Annotated in this window: 21 protein-coding genes and 1 riboswitch; of the genes, 9 read left to right on the top strand and 12 right to left on the bottom strand. The window is 46.5% G+C overall.

All coding sequences use genetic code 11. The features are described from left to right. Positions 1-3: 3 nt before the first annotated feature. Genes thiS through ASL11_RS00095 form a run of 3 tightly spaced genes read right to left on the bottom strand, consistent with a single transcriptional unit; the run spans position 4 to position 2035 of the window. Positions 4-207: a sulfur carrier protein ThiS gene (gene thiS / locus ASL11_RS00105; RefSeq protein WP_056608183.1), complete on the bottom strand. Its 204-nt coding sequence runs from the start codon at positions 205-207 to the stop codon at positions 4-6. Further along, on the bottom strand, positions 191-1414 hold the full coding sequence (gene thiO, locus ASL11_RS00100; protein WP_063795432.1) for a glycine oxidase ThiO: 1224 nt from the start codon (positions 1412-1414) through the stop codon (positions 191-193). Before thiO ends, thiS begins: the two co-directional genes overlap by 17 nt. Before the next feature lie 15 nt (positions 1415-1429). After that, positions 1430-2035, bottom strand: coding sequence for a thiamine phosphate synthase (locus ASL11_RS00095; RefSeq protein ID WP_056608180.1), 606 nt, complete (start codon positions 2033-2035; stop codon positions 1430-1432). Positions 2036-2179: 144 nt separating this feature from the next. Beyond that, positions 2180-2278: riboswitch (TPP riboswitch) on the bottom strand. A gap of 182 nt (positions 2279-2460) precedes the next feature. Between ASL11_RS00095 and hflK the strand changes: the two genes are divergently transcribed. Further along, positions 2461-3468 carry an FtsH protease activity modulator HflK gene (gene hflK, locus ASL11_RS00090; protein WP_063795431.1) on the top strand — a complete coding sequence of 336 codons (1008 nt, stop codon included), beginning with the start codon at positions 2461-2463 and terminating at the stop codon, positions 3466-3468. Continuing rightward, positions 3465-4337, top strand: coding sequence for a protease modulator HflC (gene hflC, locus ASL11_RS00085; protein WP_056608177.1), 873 nt, complete (start codon positions 3465-3467; stop codon positions 4335-4337). The genes hflK and hflC overlap by 4 nt, the downstream gene beginning before the upstream one ends. Before the next feature lie 338 nt (positions 4338-4675). Here hflC and ASL11_RS00080 read toward each other — a convergent pair whose 3' ends face one another. Continuing rightward, positions 4676-5425 (bottom strand): MBL fold metallo-hydrolase, encoded by a 750-nt coding sequence (locus ASL11_RS00080; RefSeq protein WP_056608174.1) that lies wholly within the window; start codon positions 5423-5425, stop codon positions 4676-4678. A 126-nt stretch (positions 5426-5551) separates the two neighbouring features. Between ASL11_RS00080 and ASL11_RS00075 the strand changes: the two genes are divergently transcribed. Continuing rightward, on the top strand, positions 5552-5983 hold the full coding sequence (locus ASL11_RS00075) for an Lrp/AsnC family transcriptional regulator (protein WP_056608171.1): 432 nt from the start codon (positions 5552-5554) through the stop codon (positions 5981-5983). A 45-nt stretch (positions 5984-6028) separates the two neighbouring features. Further along, positions 6029-7012 carry a bile acid:sodium symporter family protein gene (locus tag ASL11_RS00070; RefSeq protein ID WP_056608168.1) on the top strand — a complete coding sequence of 328 codons (984 nt, stop codon included), beginning with the start codon at positions 6029-6031 and terminating at the stop codon, positions 7010-7012. A 42-nt stretch (positions 7013-7054) separates the two neighbouring features. Here ASL11_RS00070 and ASL11_RS00065 read toward each other — a convergent pair whose 3' ends face one another. Both ASL11_RS00065 and ASL11_RS00060 read right to left on the bottom strand, forming a co-directional pair. Next, a complete protein-coding gene (locus tag ASL11_RS00065) occupies positions 7055-7693 on the bottom strand; it encodes an SdpI family protein (protein ID WP_056608165.1) in 639 nt (212 codons plus the stop codon). Then, positions 7690-7968 (bottom strand): autorepressor SdpR family transcription factor, encoded by a 279-nt coding sequence (locus ASL11_RS00060; protein ID WP_056608162.1) that lies wholly within the window; start codon positions 7966-7968, stop codon positions 7690-7692. Before ASL11_RS00060 ends, ASL11_RS00065 begins: the two co-directional genes overlap by 4 nt. A 217-nt stretch (positions 7969-8185) precedes the next feature. Here ASL11_RS00060 and ASL11_RS00055 point away from each other — a divergent pair, with 217 nt between their 5' ends. Both ASL11_RS00055 and ASL11_RS00050 read left to right on the top strand, forming a co-directional pair. Then, positions 8186-9526: an MFS transporter gene (locus tag ASL11_RS00055; RefSeq protein ID WP_056608159.1), complete on the top strand. Its 1341-nt coding sequence runs from the start codon at positions 8186-8188 to the stop codon at positions 9524-9526. A 158-nt stretch (positions 9527-9684) separates the two neighbouring features. Then, positions 9685-11682 carry a hypothetical protein gene (locus ASL11_RS00050; protein WP_056608156.1) on the top strand — a complete coding sequence of 666 codons (1998 nt, stop codon included), beginning with the start codon at positions 9685-9687 and terminating at the stop codon, positions 11680-11682. Positions 11683-11740: 58 nt separating this feature from the next. On the opposite strand, the gene ASL11_RS00045 is transcribed toward ASL11_RS00050, so the two are convergent. From ASL11_RS00045 to ASL11_RS00025, 5 genes are all read right to left on the bottom strand, one after another. Further along, positions 11741-12283 (bottom strand): GNAT family N-acetyltransferase, encoded by a 543-nt coding sequence (locus tag ASL11_RS00045; protein ID WP_056608153.1) that lies wholly within the window; start codon positions 12281-12283, stop codon positions 11741-11743. Between the two features lie 25 nt (positions 12284-12308). After that, positions 12309-13397: a low temperature requirement protein A gene (locus tag ASL11_RS00040; RefSeq protein ID WP_056609552.1), complete on the bottom strand. Its 1089-nt coding sequence runs from the start codon at positions 13395-13397 to the stop codon at positions 12309-12311. Between the two features lie 70 nt (positions 13398-13467). Next, a complete protein-coding gene (locus ASL11_RS00035) occupies positions 13468-14019 on the bottom strand; it encodes an AAA family ATPase (RefSeq protein WP_056608149.1) in 552 nt (183 codons plus the stop codon). Between the two features lie 552 nt (positions 14020-14571). Continuing rightward, positions 14572-15822 (bottom strand): ATP-binding protein, encoded by a 1251-nt coding sequence (locus ASL11_RS00030; RefSeq protein ID WP_056608146.1) that lies wholly within the window; start codon positions 15820-15822, stop codon positions 14572-14574. Between the two features lie 83 nt (positions 15823-15905). Then, on the bottom strand, positions 15906-16331 hold the full coding sequence (locus ASL11_RS00025) for a GTP pyrophosphokinase (protein WP_056608144.1): 426 nt from the start codon (positions 16329-16331) through the stop codon (positions 15906-15908). A 128-nt stretch (positions 16332-16459) separates the two neighbouring features. On the opposite strand from ASL11_RS00025, the gene ASL11_RS00020 reads away from it, so the two are divergent. Continuing rightward, positions 16460-17332: a pentapeptide repeat-containing protein gene (locus ASL11_RS00020; protein WP_082595170.1), complete on the top strand. Its 873-nt coding sequence runs from the start codon at positions 16460-16462 to the stop codon at positions 17330-17332. Positions 17333-17432: 100 nt separating this feature from the next. Here ASL11_RS00020 and ASL11_RS00015 read toward each other — a convergent pair whose 3' ends face one another. After that, positions 17433-17903, bottom strand: coding sequence for a GNAT family N-acetyltransferase (locus tag ASL11_RS00015; RefSeq protein ID WP_056608140.1), 471 nt, complete (start codon positions 17901-17903; stop codon positions 17433-17435). A gap of 132 nt (positions 17904-18035) precedes the next feature. Between ASL11_RS00015 and ASL11_RS00010 the strand changes: the two genes are divergently transcribed. Beyond that, on the top strand, positions 18036-18722 hold the full coding sequence (locus ASL11_RS00010) for a hypothetical protein (RefSeq protein ID WP_056608137.1): 687 nt from the start codon (positions 18036-18038) through the stop codon (positions 18720-18722). 241 nt (positions 18723-18963) lie between these two features. Beyond that, positions 18964-19542 carry a hypothetical protein gene (locus tag ASL11_RS00005; protein ID WP_056608133.1) on the top strand — a complete coding sequence of 193 codons (579 nt, stop codon included), beginning with the start codon at positions 18964-18966 and terminating at the stop codon, positions 19540-19542. The last annotated feature ends 134 nt before the right edge of the window (positions 19543-19676 follow it).

The following is a 19676-nucleotide window of genomic DNA, read 5'->3' as shown; positions in this document are numbered from 1 at the left end:
TATTTATCCTCCTCCAACGAAATGAACGATCTCGATTTTGTGACCTTCCGCAAGTTCAGCACCAGCGTGATCCTCTTTATGTAAAATGGCTGCGTTATGCTCAACCACGAGCATTTTGTCGCTTAGGTCGAAATGCGCAAGCAGCTCCACAACGGTCCGAATCGTATCGGGTACGTCAACCTGCTGACCATTAATGTGCAGTTTCAATGCTTATCAATTCCTTTCCTGTAGCTGAAAATGTGTCCTGATCCTGCTGACTCACTCGCGTGGTCTCTGGCGAGAAATCCGGGCTGAAGGCATCCAGCCAAGGGGCTATCGCATCATTCCCTTGTTCACCTGCGCCATCTCCACCCACAATCCAATCCGCTATCACCCTCCCGGTGATCGGGCTCAGCAATATCCCGTTGCGGTAATGACCGCACGCTGTATACAGACCCTCCACCGTCGGCACTTTGCCGATGTAAGGCAGTCCGTCGGCTGTCTGCGGGCGCAGCCCCGACCAAGCCTTCTCCCACTCTGCGTCGCCGAGCGCGGGCATCAGCCCCCTCGCGCGCTCCATCAGCTCAGCTAATCCGGAGAGCGACACCTTGCGGTCATAGCTGTTCGGCACGACCGTCGCGCCGACCACCAGCCGTCCGCCGGCTTTCGGAACGATATAGCACCCTGGCGAGAACAGGGTTTTCTTCAAGAGCGGCTTCGGCGTCCTAACGGAGAAGCACTCGCCCTTCACAGGATACATCGGCAACTCGACGCCGATGCTCCCAAGCAGCTGACCGCTCCACGTGCCTGCGGCGACGACGACGTGGTCGCTGTAGAGCGGACCAGCGGCCGTCAGCACGCCGATGACGCGCTCCTGCGCGGTCAGCAGCCCTTGCACCTGGGCGAACGGTTGCACCTTCGTCCCAAGCACCTGCGCCGCCTGCGCGAATGCCGCCGCCAACAGCGGAGCATCGACCTGCCCATCGCCGGGCAGGTACAGGGCTCCGCGCGTCGCTGCGCTCAGCGCGGGCTCTATGGCCGCGGCTTCAGCGGAGCTGAGCCACTGGGCCTTCTCGCCCGCGGCGCGCTGGAGCTTCTCCCGCGCGCGCAGCTCCTCCTCTTGAACGTCGCTGAGCGCGACGTTCAGCAGCCCCTCACGGACGAGGCCGATGTCGATGCCCGTGAGTTCTCGAAGTTCCCCGCTCAGCTCGGGGAACATGGCACGGCTTTGGCGCGCCCACTGGAACAGGGCGCCTGTGTCTTCCATCTCGGACTGCGCGCCGAGCATGCCTGCGGCCGCAGCCGAGGCTTCCGTGCCTAGCTGGCTGCGCTCCAGCAGCGTGACGGATTGACCTCTTTTAGCCAAGTAATACGCGATGGATGTACCGATAACACCGCCGCCAACGATGATGACATCTGATCTTGCTGCTGACATTTCGCTCACCTCTATTTATTGAAGCTCATCATGATAGGCCAGAACGGCTCCAAGGGGATCCGCTGCTTCCCATATTCCGCTCATCACCGCGATGCCTGATGCTCCTGCATCCAGAACGGACTTTACCCTCACAGGTGTCATCCCGCCTATCGCAATCACAGGAATATTAACGTGATTAACTAATTGTCTTAACTGCTCCAAGCCCCTAGGCGGCACGCCTTGCTTAGAGTTTGTCGCAAAAATATGACCGAACATGACATAATCGGCCCCTTCTTTTTCACGCCACATCGCCTCGACTGCATGATGCACAGAGACTCCGATGCGCTGTATCCCGCGGCAAAACTCATCCTGAATAACAAGAGACGGCGTTGTACCTGGAAGTTGAAGCCCTCCTGTTTGCAAGGCTAGAGCGATAGAGGGGAGACCGTTGACGTACAGGCTTTTGGCTGGAATCCCTTGCTCCAACAAGTACTGAACGCCGATAAACACTTCGTCCAAGGATTTCGTTTTCTCGCGAATATGAATCGCTGTGACATATGGGTGAATCTGCGCCGCAATCTTTGCGATCTCGGACCATGTTTGCTTCCCGCCCGATATAACATGCAGTTCTTTCTGTGACATGCAAGGCTCGACTCCTCTCCACGGAACATCGCTTCTCTTTCACCAGCGCCCTTCATCCTGACTTTGCTCGTAAACACAAAAAAACCACTTTCCTCAGGAAAGTGGTTGTAGGCTGCCTCATCATAAACAGTTATAAAATCGGCTCCAAAGCTCGTTCCACTTTCCTCCGCTGGCATAAACCAGATCAGGTTCAAAGGGTTCAGTCTACACTGTCTCAGCCTCTCGGCGCCCCTAGGGATTCATTCGTATGCAATTACTAAACATCATAGCATGACAGCCAACTCTTGGAAATAACAATTTTCCATTTCAACTTGCAGTTGACCTAGCCATTCTCAGCTCACTGAGAATTACGTCTCTCTATTGAAACCATTTCCAAAACTTCCCGTATAGAGTATCAGTAAATCTTATATTAAGGGGTGTTTGCCATGGAACCATTTGTACTGCCAGAACCTGATCGACGAAGACCCTCTTCCCTCCCGCCAGGCTTGATGACCAAAATTGTTATCGGCCTTGTTATCGTTCTCGCCCTTATTTTTGGATCGTCCACCTTCTACACGGTACAGGAGCATGAGAAGGCGGCTATTTTAACATTAGGCAAATATACAACAGAGAAGGAAGCTGGGCTTCACTTTAAACTCCCTTTCCCTATTCAACAGGTGATTGTCCTTCCTGCCAAAAAGACACAACGTATCCAAATCGGCTTCCGTGAAGTGGGTGGCAAAATCACTCCCGTAGAAGAAGAAGCGATGATGATTACGGGGGATGAAAATATTTTATCCGCTGATGCCGTGGTGGAATGGAATATCAGTGACATGCGTAACTACTTGTACAATATTGATAATGCAGAACTGTTCCTACGTAACTCCGCAAGCGCAGCGATTCGTTCGGTTATCGGCGCTACTGCGCTCGACTTTGCCATTACAGAAGGAAAAACAGAGGTCCAAGGCAAGGTCAAAGAACGCCTGATCGAGATGCAGACGAAATATCAAACAGGAATTCATATTGTCGATTTGAAATTCCAAGATATTGAGCCGCCAGCTGGCGATGTGCAGAATGCGTTTAAAGATGTAACCAACGCACGTGAAGAAAAAAACACGAAGATTAACATAGCTACGAAATACGAAAATGATATCCTTCCTAGGGAGCGCGGTAACGCTCAAGCATTGCTTGAGAATGCCGAAGCACAGAAGAAATCACGGATTTTGAATGCACAGGGGGATGTGGCGAAGTTTAATGCCCTGTATGCGGAGTATGCCAATAATAAATCAGTCACAGAGAGCAGGCTTATCATCGAGACCTTAGAAAAAATATTGCCGAATGCCAAAATTTTTATCAGCGACAGCACCGGCGAAACGGTCAAATATTTACCAATTAATGAGCTGCTGCGCACACCTGCTGCGGCAACAGGCACGACTGGAGGGACTGCGAAATGACTTTACAAAGCAAATGGATTATGAGATCCATCCTTGGTGTCGTTCTCGTCATTTTCTTCCTGATATCCATCTTTATTGTCAAAGAAGGCCAATACCGCGTCGTTCTCAAATTCGGAGAAGCTGTTCGTATCCAAACAGAACCTGGCATTCATTTTAAAATCCCATTCATTGAATCGGTTCGCACGCTTCCCAAATATCAGATGGTGTATGACAGCAAACCTACTTCCATTTTGACCAAAGATAAAAAGCCGATCGAAGTTGATAACTATACGGTATGGCGGATTGATGATGCTCAGCAATTCTTGCGCACGATTCAATCGATTACTGGCGGGGAAGAGCGTATTGATGCCGCAGTATATAACACCGTTAGACGGAAGCTATCGGAAATCAATTACAGCGATATCATTAGTGAAAACACGCAACGTGGCAACTTGAACGATGAGATTACGAAGGAAGTTTCCGAGTTAATGGAGCGCGATAACTACGGTATCCAGATCGTCGATGTGCGCATCAAGCGCACGGATCTGCCTGATTCCAACAAGCAAAGCGTGTATAAACGGATGATCTCTGATCGCCAGTCTATTGCGGCAAAGTACTTGTCCGAGGGCGATGAAGAATCCAAGAAAATCACTTCCAAAGCCGACAGACAGGCAAGTGAGTTAATCGCTCAAGCTCAAGCAGATGCGAAGAAAATTGTGGCTGAAGGCGAGCAAGAAGCGGCTAAAATCTACAACTCCGCTTACGGCCAGGATCCTGCTTTCTACAATTTCTACCGTACGTTGGATAGTTACTTAGTGTCATTTAAAGGGGAGCCGGTCATCATGCTGCCTATCGATTCTCCGTATACGAAAATTTTACTTGGCAAATAATAGTAGCTCCCCCCAAGTAAGTGTAACAAAAGCATGCACATCTGAGGATGGCATGCTTTTTGTTTATGTCATTAATCATTTTCCAATGAGCAGCCATTGGATTTTATCCAGTGATTTATCCGTTTTGGGAGGTTCATTCTCAACTTCCATTGGATAATTCCATTCTTAACCTTCCAAATGGGTCGATTTCGTAGGAAAATCTGACATTCAATTGGATTTATCCAATCAAAGTTGGATTTTTCATCTCAAAATCTGCATTCTACTGTATTTATCCAATGGCACATATAGGAGGGAGCGAGAACCGTGGAGTGGCTTAGTTTTGAGTTATGGGTTATGAGTTAATACACCCACTCTCCATCCTCCGGAATCACAACCTGCTCCAACAACCCTTCCACTCCCAATCTGCCCCGCAAATCCGCTCGCGTCACATGACAATGATTGATCGCATCCATGTGCACGGCAACGATTTTCGTGAATGGCGCGTACCGGCACAGGCTCACCACATCGTTCGCATCCATTGTGATGGGATCACCCACTTCGAACTGCGCACCGCCCGCATTAACGACTGTCCAATCTGGCAGATACGTTTCCAACGCTTGCTGTACGTCGTCACACCAAATTGTATCCCCCGCGAGATATAGTGTCGGCTCGTTCTCCGCTTTGAACACAAAGCCCGAAACCTGCCCCATCAACTTCCCAATCTCCCCAGTTCCATGCTGCCCAGATGTTCGGAACAAGGTTACTCCCTGTTGTGTAAATGACTCCTGAATGGCCGTCACAGACGTAAACCCAGCAGCCTTAAACGCTCCTTCATCTCCTGGTTGACACAGGATAGGCGTCGATTTCGGCAGTGCTTCCTCTGCTGCTCCATCCCAGTGATCCCCATGCAAATGTGTCACAATAATCAAGTCTGGTTGATCTATTTCTGTTATCGGAAATGGCAGAGGCACGAGGGGATTCCGTCTTGGATTGGTTGTATTCACGATTGGCGGGTTTACCCCCGCGTCACTAAACATCGGATCAATCAGGAATTTAATGCCTGCGTATTCCAGCCAAAGTGTGGCATGGCGAATGAGTTGAAGCTTCATTTTCAAAGCACCTCTTATCTTCTAATTGTTGTTCTGCTACAATTGTAAAATAATTCGCTTGTTTCTCATACAATCTGCTGAAACGAATATACGATTTTCCATTTCATTGTGAAAGGAATTCAACACGTGCTAAGCAACCCACCGATCGATGAGATCGATTTACGTATCTTACAGCATTTACTACTAGATGCTACTCAGTCGCATAAAGCGATTGGTCAACAGGTTCATCTAACTGGCCAAGCGGTCGGCGCACGCGTACGTAAGCTCCAGGATCTCGGCATCATTACGGGTTATACTGTAAACTGGAATCCCGAGAAAATCGGGCAGGTCGTGCACGCGTTTATCGTTGTTTTTATGAAATCTAATACGGCTCACCAAGCTTTCCTCACATATATTCAACACCAAGAGAGTGTTGTAGAGACGCACCGCGTCAGCGGCGAAGGCTGTTATTGGATGAGAGTGCGCGTCCGTACGCCCCTTGAATTGAATGCTTTCCTGGATGAACTTCTCACCTATGGCAATTACAAAATCAGTCTTTCCATCGGGCAAGTCAAATAGCAGTCTGCTTCGCTTCAAGCTGGTCACGAAAGGATGTTCACCTAGATGCTGCCTCAATTAAATCGTCAATTAGAAAAGATTTTGCCGCTGATCACACCCATTAGTGTCCTTATCGGGGTTCTACTCGGAAGTCACTTATCTGGATTTACTTATTTGTCGCCATGGTTGTTTGCTTTCATGACTTTTTCGGGGAGCATCGCTTCGAGCTTCAAAGAATTCATCAAGGTCGTCGTTCAACCACTGCCCCTTCTCACTACTTTGTTCATTTTGCATGTCGGGATGCCACTGATCGCACTCGGACTCGGTCATGCTGTCTATAGTCATGAACCGCTGACAATTACGGGACTTATTTTGGCCGCAGCTATTCCAACAGGGATTACAAGCTTTGTGTGGGTGGCCATTTATCGAGGCAATATTGTATTAACGTTATCGATCATCCTGATGGATACGATTCTTTCACCCTTCGTAGTGCCGTATACGCTCTCTATATTGGTTGGCACCAAAGTGCAGCTCGATACGTTTGCGATGATGAAAGGCTTGTTCTTCATGATCGTCGTTCCTTCTCTCATTGGGATGCTGCTGAATCAATGGTCGCGTGGGAAAATTAAGGAGCAATGGGGAGGCCGTTTAGGTCCTTTTTCGAAAATATTCATGGGCGTCGTCGTTGCCATTAACAGCTCCGTCATCGCTCCGTATTTGCGTGACTTCAACGCAAAGCTGCTCGGGTTGGCAGGTTTTGTACTTATCGTGGCCTCACTTGGCTACATGATCGGTTGGCTTGTCGCTAGATTGTTCCGCTGGGAGCAAGATGTCGTGGTTGCCCTTACTTTTAACAGTGGTATGCGGAATATTAGTGCGGGCGCGGTACTCGCTGTAGCTTACTTCCCGCCACCCGTGGCGATCCCAGTCGTGCTTGGCATGCTGTTCCAGCAATCCCTTGCTTCTCTCTTCGGCTTTCTGCTGAATCGGAAATATGCCTTGAAAAGTGATACGCCAAGCTTACATGTTAATGGTGTTAAACAAATGTAAAAAAGACTGCTCAGCAATCGCTGGCAGCCTAAATACTCCTCATTATTTCGATAGCCGAGTAAACATCACATACGAATAAATAATCGGAATGAAAGAACTAATGACGATAGCGGCTATAAATATGCCGATCGCAATTGAGCTCGTTAAAAACGCTGCAATGAAGGCAACAATGCCGCCAATCATCATCAGTGGACCTCCCAAACGATGTGTCTTTCTCCAAATTTCTTCGTTAGCGAGCGTCCACGGTGTCCGTATGCCAAACGTATAGTTGGGCTTCACTTGTGTTAAAAAGTTCCCCATAACGGCAAACAACACGCCCAGTAAAATCATCGTCATTTTCTTAAAGTCCAAGCTGTAGCCCAAGTTAAAGACAATGATTGCCCAACCTACGATAGCTAAAAGGATCGTAACTCCGAACCGCGTCACCTCAAATGCTGCAGGAAATTTCTCGAAATTTGCTTTCTTCGGATCGATCGCTCTCATAGCCCGCATGAATAGCGGCAGCAGACCCAGCAGTACTAGCATGAGCAGCGAGATTTCTTTGCTCATCGTCCCGTTCACTTCATTATTTACGCCAAAATGGCTCGCCATCGTGTCCGGAAGACGGTTATACAGAATGAAGCCCCCTATCGCTGGGGAAAGGCTAATCACAAGTAACAAAATTTCCTTCCATTTTTTCATGACGATTCCTCCTCATCTTTTTTGTTAAGTATGTTAAACATCCATCCGATGACGTCTTCAACAACTGTAGTGTGCAAGGTATACAGGATATGTTGTCCATGACGTTCATCCATAACGAGTCCCGCCTGTTTAAGCAAGTTCAAATGATGCGATATGCTCGGCTTACTAATCTTGAAATGATCAGCAATATCACCAGCATTCATACTCTTTTCTCGCAGCAGTTGCAAAATTTCACGACGAGTCGGGTCCGCTAGCGCTTTAAATGCCTCATTCAAATGGAAGTCCCTCCTTATTTAGATATTTGTCTAAATGTATAATAAAATAATACATCGATTATTCCCACCTGTCAATTGGCATGTGTCTTCAACTGTTTTGGCTATTAGACGATGTAGGTTTATAATAAGAAAGAGGTTTTCGGGCACCGAAAACTTATACTTTCTTATGTGGTAAAGAAATCAAACTTAACTTCTCGCGTCAGACAGGATGGTACACATGAACGATAAAATTGTAATGCCCGTTTGGACAATCGGTTTGTTCATTGTGGTTATGAATACGACGATGTTCAACGTCTCGATTCCCAGTATTATTCAAGATCTTAACATCACGGCGGATCTCGGATCCTGGGTCATCTCCAGCTATTCCATTGGCTATGCCTTATCTACGGTTATATACAGTAGACTCTCCGATGTGGTGCAGATTCGTAAACTGCTCACGGTAGGACTGATTGTGCTCGGACTTTCCTCAGTGTTCGGACTGTTCGCAACGGAGTTCCACACACTGCTGGCGGCACGTATTCTACAATCCGCAGGCGCAGGGGTGATGGCTGGACTTGGGTTGGTTCTCGCCAGCCGCTACATCCCGATTGAACGAAGAGGCTCGGCGATTGCGATGATTTCCGCTGGGAGCGCGATGGCCTTCGGACTCGGCCCGATCGTTGGCGGATTAATAAGTGAATACTTTGGCTGGAATGGGTTGTTCGCCATTACCTGCCTAGTCTTAGTCATTCTTCCCATTCTCTTGCGCTTGCTTCCCAAAGAACAGCCTGTGCCGTTCCGATTTGACATGCTAGGGGCACTATTGACGGTCGTCAATGCCGCGACCTTACTACTCGCGGTCACGCAAATTTCAGGCGTTTGGCTTGCCATTAGTGCCATTTCCTTTGGCATACATGTTTGGCACTTGAAACGATCAAGTAACACGTTCATAAACCCCTTATTACTAGCAAATCCAGCGTTTCGGAAGCTTGTAGTCATTGGATTCTGTATTCTGGTCCTGAACCTTGGGAATCTATTTCTAATGCCACTCGTTCTAGCCAAGGTGTTCAATCAATCCGCCATGACTATCGGTTTAACGATTGCGCCAGGCGCGATTCTGTCCGCGTTCCTAACCCGCTTCGTCGGCCGTTGGATTGATCGATTCGGCAATCTGCGGTTTCTGCTTATCGGCCACGGAGTTTTATCCCTGGTGATGATCGCATTCTCGACATTGCTTGGTGCTTCACCGCTTGTCGTCATGATCGGTTATCTTTGTTTCTCTCCTGCCTTTTCCGCAACAATCGCATCGTTAAATAATGAGACTTCACGCATCTTGCCGAAGCATTTAATTGGCTCGGGCATGGGACTTATGCAGCTGATCCAGTTTTTTGGAGGATCCATGTCTGTCGCGATATGCGGTATTCTACTTGAGATCCAGCGGAATACGTCGCTCCTGCATGCGTACAAGCATGTATATGGTTTGTTAATTATCGTTGGGCTTTGCTCACTAGGCATGCTTCTGTGGTACAGGCTCTCAGGGATGCGGATAGATATCGAGGATAGCGCGGCAACCAAATAGAACGGAACGACGATTCAAATGAATAAAGGCATCTTCGTTTCCCCTCTCGGGGTGAAGGTGTCCTTTTTGAGTTTTTAACTCGTTCGCACAACTTATTATCCATTTTATAGTAGAACATACTAGGTGATTGAAATAATCAAATAAGGAAGTGACAGACGATGTGGAAAAAGACGATAGCAATAGGGCTAGTCGCTATAGGTTTGCAAGTCAGTCTTGGGGCTTCTTCAGGAAACGCTTATGAATATGAAGATACACCAACGGAAGTCGCGGACGGGATCCATATCCCCAGAGAGTTAACCCTGCTTGAGGACATTCCCTATTATGTCATTCCGAATGCCCTATTGAACAAAGCGGAAGGGTCCCTCTCTCCCCAAACCGTTAAGGTAATTGAAGCCGAAAACCATTGGTCAGGAGCTTGGAATTGGTGGAAAATTCATACCGACGCCGGGGATCGATGGATAAAAACCGCTCCTTGGCAATTCGATGCCCCGCCGCCAACGACAATCAATTTGATGACCGAAACTTCCCTATATGCGAAGCCATCTGAAAACAGCAAGCCTACAGCAGCCCTTTCCCCACAAGAAGTCCAAGTGGTTGACGCGGAAAAAGGTTGGTTCAGGAATAGCTCTGGAACAAGTGATGATTACAATCCCAAGAAGTGGTTGAAAATTCATACAACATGGCTGGGGGATCAATGGATTCATTTGAATTTAGATCAGATTGGCACCTTTTATCCAGCAGATCAAATGAGCTTTTATGCCAATTTCTATTTTAACCTTACACCTCAAATGAATTATCAAACCTATCAAACCGACGGGACACTTCCGAAACAGTTTGTACATGTGACTGGCAAATTTCGGACTTTGCTCGGTACCTATTATCAGATTGAAACAGATGATGGAACGAAATGGGCATTTGGCAGTGGACAACCGATCGTAGCCGAAACCAAGATCATTAAACGAACAAAGCCAAGTGCGTTGTATGCCTATCCCTCTTCTCAGTATGAGGATGAGCCTAAGCTAATCCTTACGGGAGACTTGCCTGCTTTTGAGAAAACGTATAACGAGTACATCTCGAACTATGGCTACGACGGTGATTGGTTTCACATTCGTACCGCGCAGGGTGAAGGCTGGTTTAATCCTTCTTTTGCCGAGCCTGAGGATGCAGTCGCTGAGACAGCATCTATTCAACTCAACGCACCTATCACAACACTTTTTCGCTATCCAAATACCGGAATTATCCTCAATCATGGACAGATTGGCCCACAAACGCTCCATCCCATTGCTGCTTGGACCGACCCGAATGGTATCCGTTGGTTCCAGATTAACTCTTTCGTAGGTACATCTTGGATTCGTCTTGATCCCTTTCAGGATAGGGTGATCTTGAAGGACCGCGAATCCGATATGTTAATCCAGGGAGACAGCTCCTTTCAAGGAGGTTTCAATCAAAATGAGAAAGGTGCCTATACCGACGGTAATGTATCCATCGGATACGACGACAAGCAAGGTGAACCCTTCTTAGATACTGCCTATCTAGCGCGTTTGTATCATTTCGATCTATCAGGTCCAGACGTCGCCGGTTGGTGGACGTTAACGAACGATTCCGGGTATGCTTTTCAAATAAAAGCAGGTGATCTTCAAGCTAGAACCCTTTGGGAAGGTAAGCTAGCTAAACAATTGAAACTATCGTCTGCACCTGATTCCTCAAGTGTTCAAGGCCCGCCATTCCTAAGTCTGACCGATATAAGGACTTTGTTTGGAGCTACCACAAGCGTTAACATCGGCTATCAGGATAGCAGGGTTATCACATTGAGTGCTCAGCTGTATAAGATTAATAACTTACAACTGCCACCTGTTGCTTCTGATCATCCTTTGCATATGTCAGGGCTTATCTATGAAAATCGGTATGTAGAGTTCAATAGCATCGCTCCTGACTTACAAATCACGGTGAAGAACCGAGATTCGGGCGAAACATCCACAACCGAACAAGTTGCCGCGATGAAGCTACTTTATGATTTAGGTTATAGTAGTAGGCTTTATGACATTTCAATGGATCACCCACTTCAGCCAGGGATGAATCATTTAACCATTCGTTTCCAAGTTGGTGAACGAATTATCTTGCAGCGTGATTGGGATATCATGCATACGGTGAAATAGCCATATGTACAAGAAAGCAGGTTGCCGAGGAGGCAACCTGCTTTTTCACACCCTACAACTAACCACGCCTCCACTCACGCTTTAGCATGCCATATACGATAAGGTCGATGTAATGATCGTTCAGCCATGCAGCATCCCTAATCTGTCCTTCTCTCGTAAACCCTAATTTCTCCGGAATGGCTCGGCTTCTGAAGTTGCTATCCCCACATCTGATTTCGATACGATTTAGACCCAGTTCGTTAAACGAATAGTCCACAAGCCATTGGCAGGCTCGGGTCATGATGCCATGTCCTTGAAAGCCTTCTCCTAACCAGTAACCCAGACTAGCGCAATGATTAGCCCAATTGATCGGGTGAAAACCGACGCAGCCTGCGAACTCTCCTTTGAACCAAATGCCAGCATTGAAGCCATTATTGGATGCCTCTTGACTCTGACAGTGCTGGATAAAAGCTCTTGAATGATCGCTATTCCGTGTTGCATCTACCCATGGCAACCATTCTCTCAGGTAGTCACGACAACTGTCTGTTAATGCAAATATAGCTTCAGCATCCTTTGGTTCGAGTGATTTCAGTGTAAGATCAGCATCCAGTTCAATGCGCATATCTTCTTCCCCTCCAAGTGATTTCTTAAGTCGATCCCTTCGCATAAACTGCAAAAAATAACATCATTTCTCCGATGATTACGTAATTCGGCATTTCGAACATCAGATCCAACCCAAGAAATAAAGCTAGTAAGCCTAGAAACACGGCTAGATGAGCTATCTTTAATCGTTGGTGTGCATGTCTATACTTGTGGAAGACTAGCGATGTCGAGAAAAAGTACAGAAGCACAGAGCCGAAAATAAAGATTAACATAAACCCATAATTCAATTGCCCCAAGAATAAAAGCTGGATCGATGCGGCAATCATGCATAAGGATAAATAGATGAATAAATGGCCATAGATGATGGTCTGACCTGCCGTTTCTAGGGCTTTGTTCACTTTCTTCTCGACATTCTCAAAGTATTGCCACCACATCGCAATGATGAGCAGAAAGGTGAGCGATGCAAACAGTATGGATCGCCATGTCCAATCACTGGACTGTAAGACAGTCAGTATGCTTATGACCGATTCCCCAAGCAGAATCAACGTAAATAACGAGAAACGCTCTAATAAATGGTGGGTATTAATCGGGCTTCTCACCAAGTATTTCCGCCCCATTAAGGGGAGTAAAATATCCACCATAATACCCGCATACAACACCGCGTAGCGAATCCATGAGTCAAAAAATAGGGAGAGTGCCGATATGGCAAGTCCGATCCAAAAACGGCTGCCTAAATATCGTGCAGTAATCCGTCGATGATCTTCTTCTTTTTTATGTACAGCCAAGTATTGAATCGCCGTCATCGCTCGCAATCCTAGGTAGCCGATGAGAAAGGGCACAAAATACTGATCAAAATCGACGGACAAGCTTGCCGTCATAATTAACACAAAAAATAATTGCAGAATGAGAAAAACGCGATGCGATGTACTGTCCCGTCCAAACCGATTGACAAATAGGGACTGTCCTACCCAAGCCCACCAAATCGGAATAAAGATTAGAACAAATTTGCTTAAATACTCCAGTGGAATCGTTCCGTGATGCACATGCAGCAAGACGTGACTTGCTTTGGAAACAGCTGCTACAAAAAGCAGGTCGTAGAATAGCTCAAGCCAGGTTACCTTTTTCTCGACCATTGCTTTGATGTGATGCAGCCCTGATACGGGATTGTTCATTATTGGGCTCCTTTACTAAATTTCATCGTCATTACGATTTCAACCTATATCTGTGGTTACTCCGAATGTCATCTATGATCTCATTCAAGTTCTCAATTTGGTGTAAGCTCGTATCCAGGAAATGTATCGACTCTAATCCAGCGTCCTCAAATTCATCGATGAGAATTAGGCAACGTTCACCCATTTGATGCTGCGGTAATCTCGTTTGATCCCTTTGTAGAAGCGTCGCTTTATCTGTCCACAATACAACATAAACAATATTAGTATTTAATGCTATTAATTGCTTGTGAAGCCACTTTGCCTCTTCAGGAAATGTCACATAATCGACGACCACATCTACACCATGTGTAATAAAATTAGATGTAAGCCGCCAAATGTTTTGCCAAATAAGTGATAACTCGGACTGACTTTCCCATGGTTTCTCCCGACCATTCACGTGCATATGACTGACAGCATCACCTGAAATATATGCGGAGTTTGGCAAAGCTTTGGCCAACGCACGTGAAGTCGTAGATTTCCCCACCCCTGCTGGTCCAGATACCAGATAGACAGTTTGTATGGTTAACACCCCTTTTGCAATCATTATGATTCTCTCGTTCTCCCTTAAAAAATCCCATCTCCACGTATTCGTGATGCACATCGATAATCCTGTAGCTCCAGAGTAGAGTTTAACTGTATAACCTACAGCTAAATTCCTCGAATCCAACTGATTATCGGAATTTGATGGAAAATAACTGTAGAAAACACAGCTAATTCACCAAATATCGTGATAATGGTGAAAATAGATGGAGAAAACACAGCTAATTCACCAAATATCGTGATAATGGTGAAAATAGATGGAGAAAATCCAGTTAGTTGCTCTATATGAAAAAAGCCACGCCCTCTGAGGACGCAGCTTAGCTAAACGATCTCATTTAAATACGGGAATAGCCTCTGTGTAGACTTCTTCCGCTCTCCCACTCGTATAGGTTACCTTACGGTCAACCATATCAACGATGTAATAATGAACTCCGGCTTTCGCCAACGTTCTTTTTTAGATACTTCACTAATTCGCTTCACTTCTTCAACATTCATTATCGGCGCTCCTTCCAAAAGCTAGTGTACCCAAGGATAACTTATCTCCTCTCAGTATACATTAAAGAGCTGCCATCAACCATTGACGTTCCTCTGCCCCAACGGCGTGGATCAAGTGCGCAAGTACTTTCTTCTGTTCCGGATTCAATCGCGCGAATACCTTAGGTTCCGCATGGCATAACTCACGAATCGCAGCTTCGAGCTCATCCCGGCGGTTCGCTGCCTCAGGATCACCAGTGAACGTCGGAAACGCCTTCGCTTCAGCGAATTCCTTGATAACAGCATCGGATAATTTCCGCAGATAAGGCTGCCTTTTCTCACTAATGAACGTCCCCAGCTCATCTAGCAGATATTGAAAGGCATCGCTTTTGCGACTCGCACCGAATGTAAACGACTGCTGCCCACTTAAATCCTCACTACTAAAATCAAACTGATCAAATAGCTTACTCTGAATATAGACACTATGGTAAAAGGAATCCCCTTTATTGTTAAACGTTGTGGGCTGTTTATGCTGCTCTTTCAACTTCGAGTCAATAAAATACAGCTTCGAATATTCATGATTCATGCGATCTTCCCAACGAATAAACGTGATTCGAAATTTCGTCTGCGACATCGTATGGGCGAATGTGAAGGTTTCCTTCTCCGCAATCAAGCTAGCATAGTCCAGCGGTTCACCATCAATACGAATCGTGTACGGCTTGTCCGCGTGCAGTTCCAAAAACCATCCGAATTCTCTGCTCAAAAATGCCAGAAAATCCTCAACCACGAACTCCTTGATGATATTGTTAAACGTGACGGTAGTCCCTCTGTCCTTATCCGTTAGATCAGGCTTGGTCACATGATAGGCATCCAATTGTTTCGCTTGAATATGAATCTTATACGTATTTTTGAGCAGGAGACCATCCTCGTAAGTGGTTTGCCAAATAGCTTCCGAAGCAAAATGATGGAAGGTTAAGCGACCTATCCCATTTTTCCCATGCATAGCCGAAGTCGTTCTCCCCCGTTTATCAGGATCCACACTCTTCTCAGATTCATAGAAAGGCGTAAACTTTCCTTCTAAATCTTTCAGCTTAATGCCATAGCCGTTGTCTGAAATGACGATTTGATCCACGCCGTCTAGTATGTTTTTATGAAGGGTTATGTCTACCGCCGTAGCCTCAGCGTCGAAACCGTTCCAGATGTATTCGGCAATAGCTTGCAAATAATCAAACTTACGAAGCGCTTTTTCGATACCTTTTGAGGATATTTTTATGTTGTTCATGGCGATCAACCCTTTCTTCATATAGTCAGCCTGTACCCATACACTTATCATATTGCAAAAAGCTCATTTCGTATGTCGATTGATGTCCTCTCGCTTCAAGTCTTTTTCGACAAAAAAAACTGACACCCCAGGTGTCAGTTTCCATATTTCAATTCAGCTATCGCTTTTTTGTATTTATCGATTCGTTCATAGTCTTGACGGGTAGGCTGTTCTATTCGACTGAGGTCACAGTTATCTTCTAAATCCAGGAGCTTCACAACCAACGCTAATGGGTTTACTTTGATCCTCTTAATAAATCCTTCATACGTTTCATCCGACCTTCTAGTAAGGCAATCTAGCGCTTCTAGGATAGGTAGACTAAAGCCTTCTTTTTTCAAATCAAATAGGGTTAGATCCGAATCCTCCACGACATCATGTAAGACTGCAACGATGGATTCTTCCGTTGATTTGGCCCTGCTAGCTAAACGAATTGGGTGTAAAATGTAGGGACTGCCCCCTTTGTCTACCTGACCATCATGGGCCTTTGCTGCGATTAAAATGGCTTTCGTTAATGTGCTCATAGATGTCACCCTCTCACCTTGTTCGTGAAATAGCTTTTTCACCAGTTATAGCATAAGTCCCTGTTTTTGCATATGGCTGCTGCGTTGTATAATGTAAAAATGATAACAAACAAGGAGATCCTCATTATATGCTAGAGAATGAAAATTTTTCAGAAATTACAACGGCTGGTAAACGCCTACATATGCAAGGAGATTGCGAGAACTGCTTTGGTTTATGTTGTGTTGCGTTGCCTTACGCAGCTTCAACGGATTTCGCTAACGATAAGGATGCTGGACAACCCTGTACAAACTTACAAACCGACTTTCGTTGTGGTGTTCATACCCAGCTTCGCCAAATCGGTTTTCGAGGCTGTACCGTGTATGACTGCTTCGGTGCAGGACAGAAGGTTTCACAGATCACCTTCGGTGGTACGGACTGGCGTAAAGCACCTGAAACCGCGAAGCAAATGTTTGAGGTATTTCCCCTGATGCGCCAGCTTCATGAGCTGCTCTGGTATTTGACTGAGGCCTTAACCCTGCCATCGACTGATGAGATTCATGGGGAACTGAGCACCTTGCTCGCTGAAACGGAACGCCTCACGAACCTCGATCCCGATAGTCTGACCACGCAAGACATCGCCGCACATCGAGCTGCCGTGAATGTGCTGCTGCTTCGAGCAAGCGAGCTTGTACGCGAAGCAGCACTGCGCGAGTATGTGATCCCCAAAAGCCGCCGTAAAGCTTACGGGAGAGGCGCCGATCTGATTGGTGCTAAGTTGAAAGGTGCTGATCTTCGGGCCAGCAATCTACGAGGAGCCTATTTAATAGCAGCTGATCTGCGAGGCGCCGATCTGCGGAAAGCGGATCTCATCGGCGCGGATCTCAGGGACACCGACCTTCGAGGAGCGGATTTGAGCGACAGTCTGTTTCTTACTCAGTTTCAAGTGAATGCCGCCAAAGGAGATAAGCACACGAAGCTGCCTGCATACTTAACACCCCCTGCACACTTCAGTAGCGAGTAGCCAAATGTGTGGGGAGCGCCCTGTGGTGATTAGCTGGAAAACCTCCCAGGTTTTCCAGCTAGATCTTTCGATAGGACTATAGAATGTCCTATAAGAAGTCTTAGAGATCCTTGACCATTCGCCATACAGCGTTGGGTTGATCTTCTTCTTTTTCTAAGAGGCGAAAGCCACATTTCTCGTACAAATATAGCGCAGGTAGATTCGTTGGAGCTACACGTAAATGATATGATTTTACCCCATATTTCTCAAAGAATCCTTCCGCATAAGCCACTAACTGTCGACCGTATCCTTTTCCTCTGTAGGATGGAATTAAATAGAATAAGTTTGCATAGCCGATATAACTACCCTCATGAAGAACAATTTGAAGCTCCAGTTGACCAATGGGTTGACCTTCCTCTTCGATCAGCACAAGTCCTTCTGGAAAGCGCCTAACGCGATCGGCAATCCTCCTGACGTAGTCATCCTCATCCCCGAAGCCTTCTTCACTGCCGAAGCTCACCACATAGGAATCTTTCCGAAAGGCTATGATCGTTTCTCGATCTTTCTCCACATCTATCGTCCTAAACTCCATTGATGATGCCCCCCTCATAGCATTTTAATCACTAATTTTAAGCTGGCTTTCAGCATTTATTCGCTATTCTTTCATATTACCATCGTACAATGACAACGTGGACAATCAAAAATAGGAGTGATACATACACGTATGAATATGAAAAAACTAGCAGGCATATGCATTCTGATCCCCATTCTTCTAGCAGGATGCGGGAACCAATCTGACACACAAACCGCAGCAGCAGGCACTTCTCAGCCAGTGCAGCAAACGGAGAAGGCAGCGGGAAATGGCCAACAGAATGGCCAACAAAACCGCCCTGTGATGGATCCCGCACAGAGACAGCTCTTCAGTACGTTCCAAATGCTGACCATGATGGACAAATCGGATGGATTGACCATCACGAAGGAGCAAGCACAAGCCATGCTGCCTGTCGCTCAGGATATCGTCACGAAAAATGAGCTCAGCGACGACAATAAAACCAAGCTGCTGGCAAATTTGACAGATGCTCAGAAGACCTTCTTAACTGATGCAGAAACCCGCATGAGTAATCGTGGTAACGGAGGCAACGGTGGGCCGAATGGCCAGGGATCAGGCAATCGAAATGGTGGCTCCGGCGATGCAGGTAAAACGCAGTCGCCAGATGCTTTAGCTACCCCTAAAGCAAATGCCACGGATGGGGCTGGAAGTGGCCAGCAAGCCGGAGGACAAAAACCGAATGGTACTGGTGGCGGAGGTCAAAATGGTGGCGGCTTCGGTGGCGGCAATCGTCCTGCAGGCGGACAAATGGGAGATTTTGGTAAGTCTTTCGTTGAACTCTTGCAAAACAAGGTGAAATAAGTCGAATATTTCCGAGGAAATGATACAGCCCTGAGTCCACTGGACTCAGGGTTTTCAGGTGTTTATAAATTGCGAGAATGGGATGTTAATGCTTCACAACACCCTATCTTCATAGTCCTTCCAGTGGGGGAATTGGGTTATCATACATTTAATATCCCTATCAGCTATAACCGCTGCAATTCTATCTATCAAGCATAGAATAGTTTGGTAAGCATTCGATATTCTGATAGGAGATGGAGAGATGACTAGTAAAAAACGTATTACAGGTGAACCGAGTAGAATTGTTCGACTTCCTAGAAGCGCAGGCATCACCAAAATGAAAGCTAATCTGTTATATCATGCTCAACTGAAGAAGCACAACAAACTAGGAGCAGGCCGCTTGTTTCCGAACCAAACAACAATCTCAATTGGTACAGACAACTCTTGGTTCAACGCTCAGGAAATTTCACGTGACCCAGCATGGATACCGGTGGCCAACGCCAACTATGTTTGGTTCTCTGGCAACCTGAGCAGTGAAAATGCGGTCATTTCGACACGCTTCTCGCTCTCGCAACGAAGATCTATCCTGAGTGCTTCTCTCTTTTTATCCGTTGACAACTACGCAGTTGTCATCATCAACGGTGTACCCTTGGTCTATGACGCACCACAGAACACCCCTTCTTTCTTCAACCCTGGACGCAGCTTCAATATCAGACGATTTTTACGACGCGGCCGTAATGATATTGTCATCATCGCCTTCAACTTTGGTGGACCACGCAGTGCAAGCAATCCCGCTGGCGTGGCAGCAAGACTGAATATTCGACTCAGCTCACTGCTGTAAATTCATGTAAAATAAAAAAGACCCCTAAACCACAATCTGAACTGTGACCCGTAAGATGGACACTTTGAAAAAAGTGCCCTCTTACGGGTCATTTGTGTTTTAATCAGACTATGAGAATGGAGCGGAGGAAGAAA

Source organism: Paenibacillus sp. Soil750 (assembly GCF_001428045.1).
Lineage (GTDB): Bacteria > Bacillota > Bacilli > Paenibacillales > NBRC-103111 > Paenibacillus_E > Paenibacillus_E allorhizoplanae.
This window is presented reverse-complemented; position numbering and strand designations above follow the sequence as displayed.

Bases quoted from the DNA above. Each gene is read 5' to 3' on its own strand.
- thiO (WP_063795432.1), bottom strand. From the start codon at position 1,414: ATGTCAGCAGCAAGATCAGATGTCATCATCGTTGGCGGCGGTGTTATC.
- ASL11_RS00025 (WP_056608144.1), bottom strand. From the start codon at position 16,331: ATGAGCACATTAACGAAAGCCATTTTAATCGCAGCAAAGGCCCATGAT.
- ASL11_RS00080 (WP_056608174.1), bottom strand. From the start codon at position 5,425: ATGAAGCTTCAACTCATTCGCCATGCCACACTTTGGCTGGAATACGCA.
- ASL11_RS00050 (WP_056608156.1), top strand. From the start codon at position 9,685: ATGTGGAAAAAGACGATAGCAATAGGGCTAGTCGCTATAGGTTTGCAA.
- ASL11_RS00030 (WP_056608146.1), bottom strand. From the start codon at position 15,822: ATGATAAGTGTATGGGTACAGGCTGACTATATGAAGAAAGGGTTGATC.
- ASL11_RS00070 (WP_056608168.1), top strand. From the start codon at position 6,029: ATGCTGCCTCAATTAAATCGTCAATTAGAAAAGATTTTGCCGCTGATC.
- ASL11_RS00010 (WP_056608137.1), top strand. From the start codon at position 18,036: ATGAATATGAAAAAACTAGCAGGCATATGCATTCTGATCCCCATTCTT.
- hflC (WP_056608177.1), top strand. From the start codon at position 3,465: ATGACTTTACAAAGCAAATGGATTATGAGATCCATCCTTGGTGTCGTT.
- ASL11_RS00065 (WP_056608165.1), bottom strand. From the start codon at position 7,693: ATGAAAAAATGGAAGGAAATTTTGTTACTTGTGATTAGCCTTTCCCCA.
- ASL11_RS00055 (WP_056608159.1), top strand. From the start codon at position 8,186: ATGAACGATAAAATTGTAATGCCCGTTTGGACAATCGGTTTGTTCATT.
- ASL11_RS00095 (WP_056608180.1), bottom strand. From the start codon at position 2,035: ATGTCACAGAAAGAACTGCATGTTATATCGGGCGGGAAGCAAACATGG.
- ASL11_RS00040 (WP_056609552.1), bottom strand. From the start codon at position 13,397: ATGGTCGAGAAAAAGGTAACCTGGCTTGAGCTATTCTACGACCTGCTT.
- ASL11_RS00045 (WP_056608153.1), bottom strand. From the start codon at position 12,283: ATGCGCATTGAACTGGATGCTGATCTTACACTGAAATCACTCGAACCA.
- ASL11_RS00035 (WP_056608149.1), bottom strand. From the start codon at position 14,019: ATGATTGCAAAAGGGGTGTTAACCATACAAACTGTCTATCTGGTATCT.
- ASL11_RS00005 (WP_056608133.1), top strand. From the start codon at position 18,964: ATGACTAGTAAAAAACGTATTACAGGTGAACCGAGTAGAATTGTTCGA.
- ASL11_RS00015 (WP_056608140.1), bottom strand. From the start codon at position 17,903: ATGGAGTTTAGGACGATAGATGTGGAGAAAGATCGAGAAACGATCATA.
- hflK (WP_063795431.1), top strand. From the start codon at position 2,461: ATGGAACCATTTGTACTGCCAGAACCTGATCGACGAAGACCCTCTTCC.
- ASL11_RS00020 (WP_082595170.1), top strand. From the start codon at position 16,460: ATGCTAGAGAATGAAAATTTTTCAGAAATTACAACGGCTGGTAAACGC.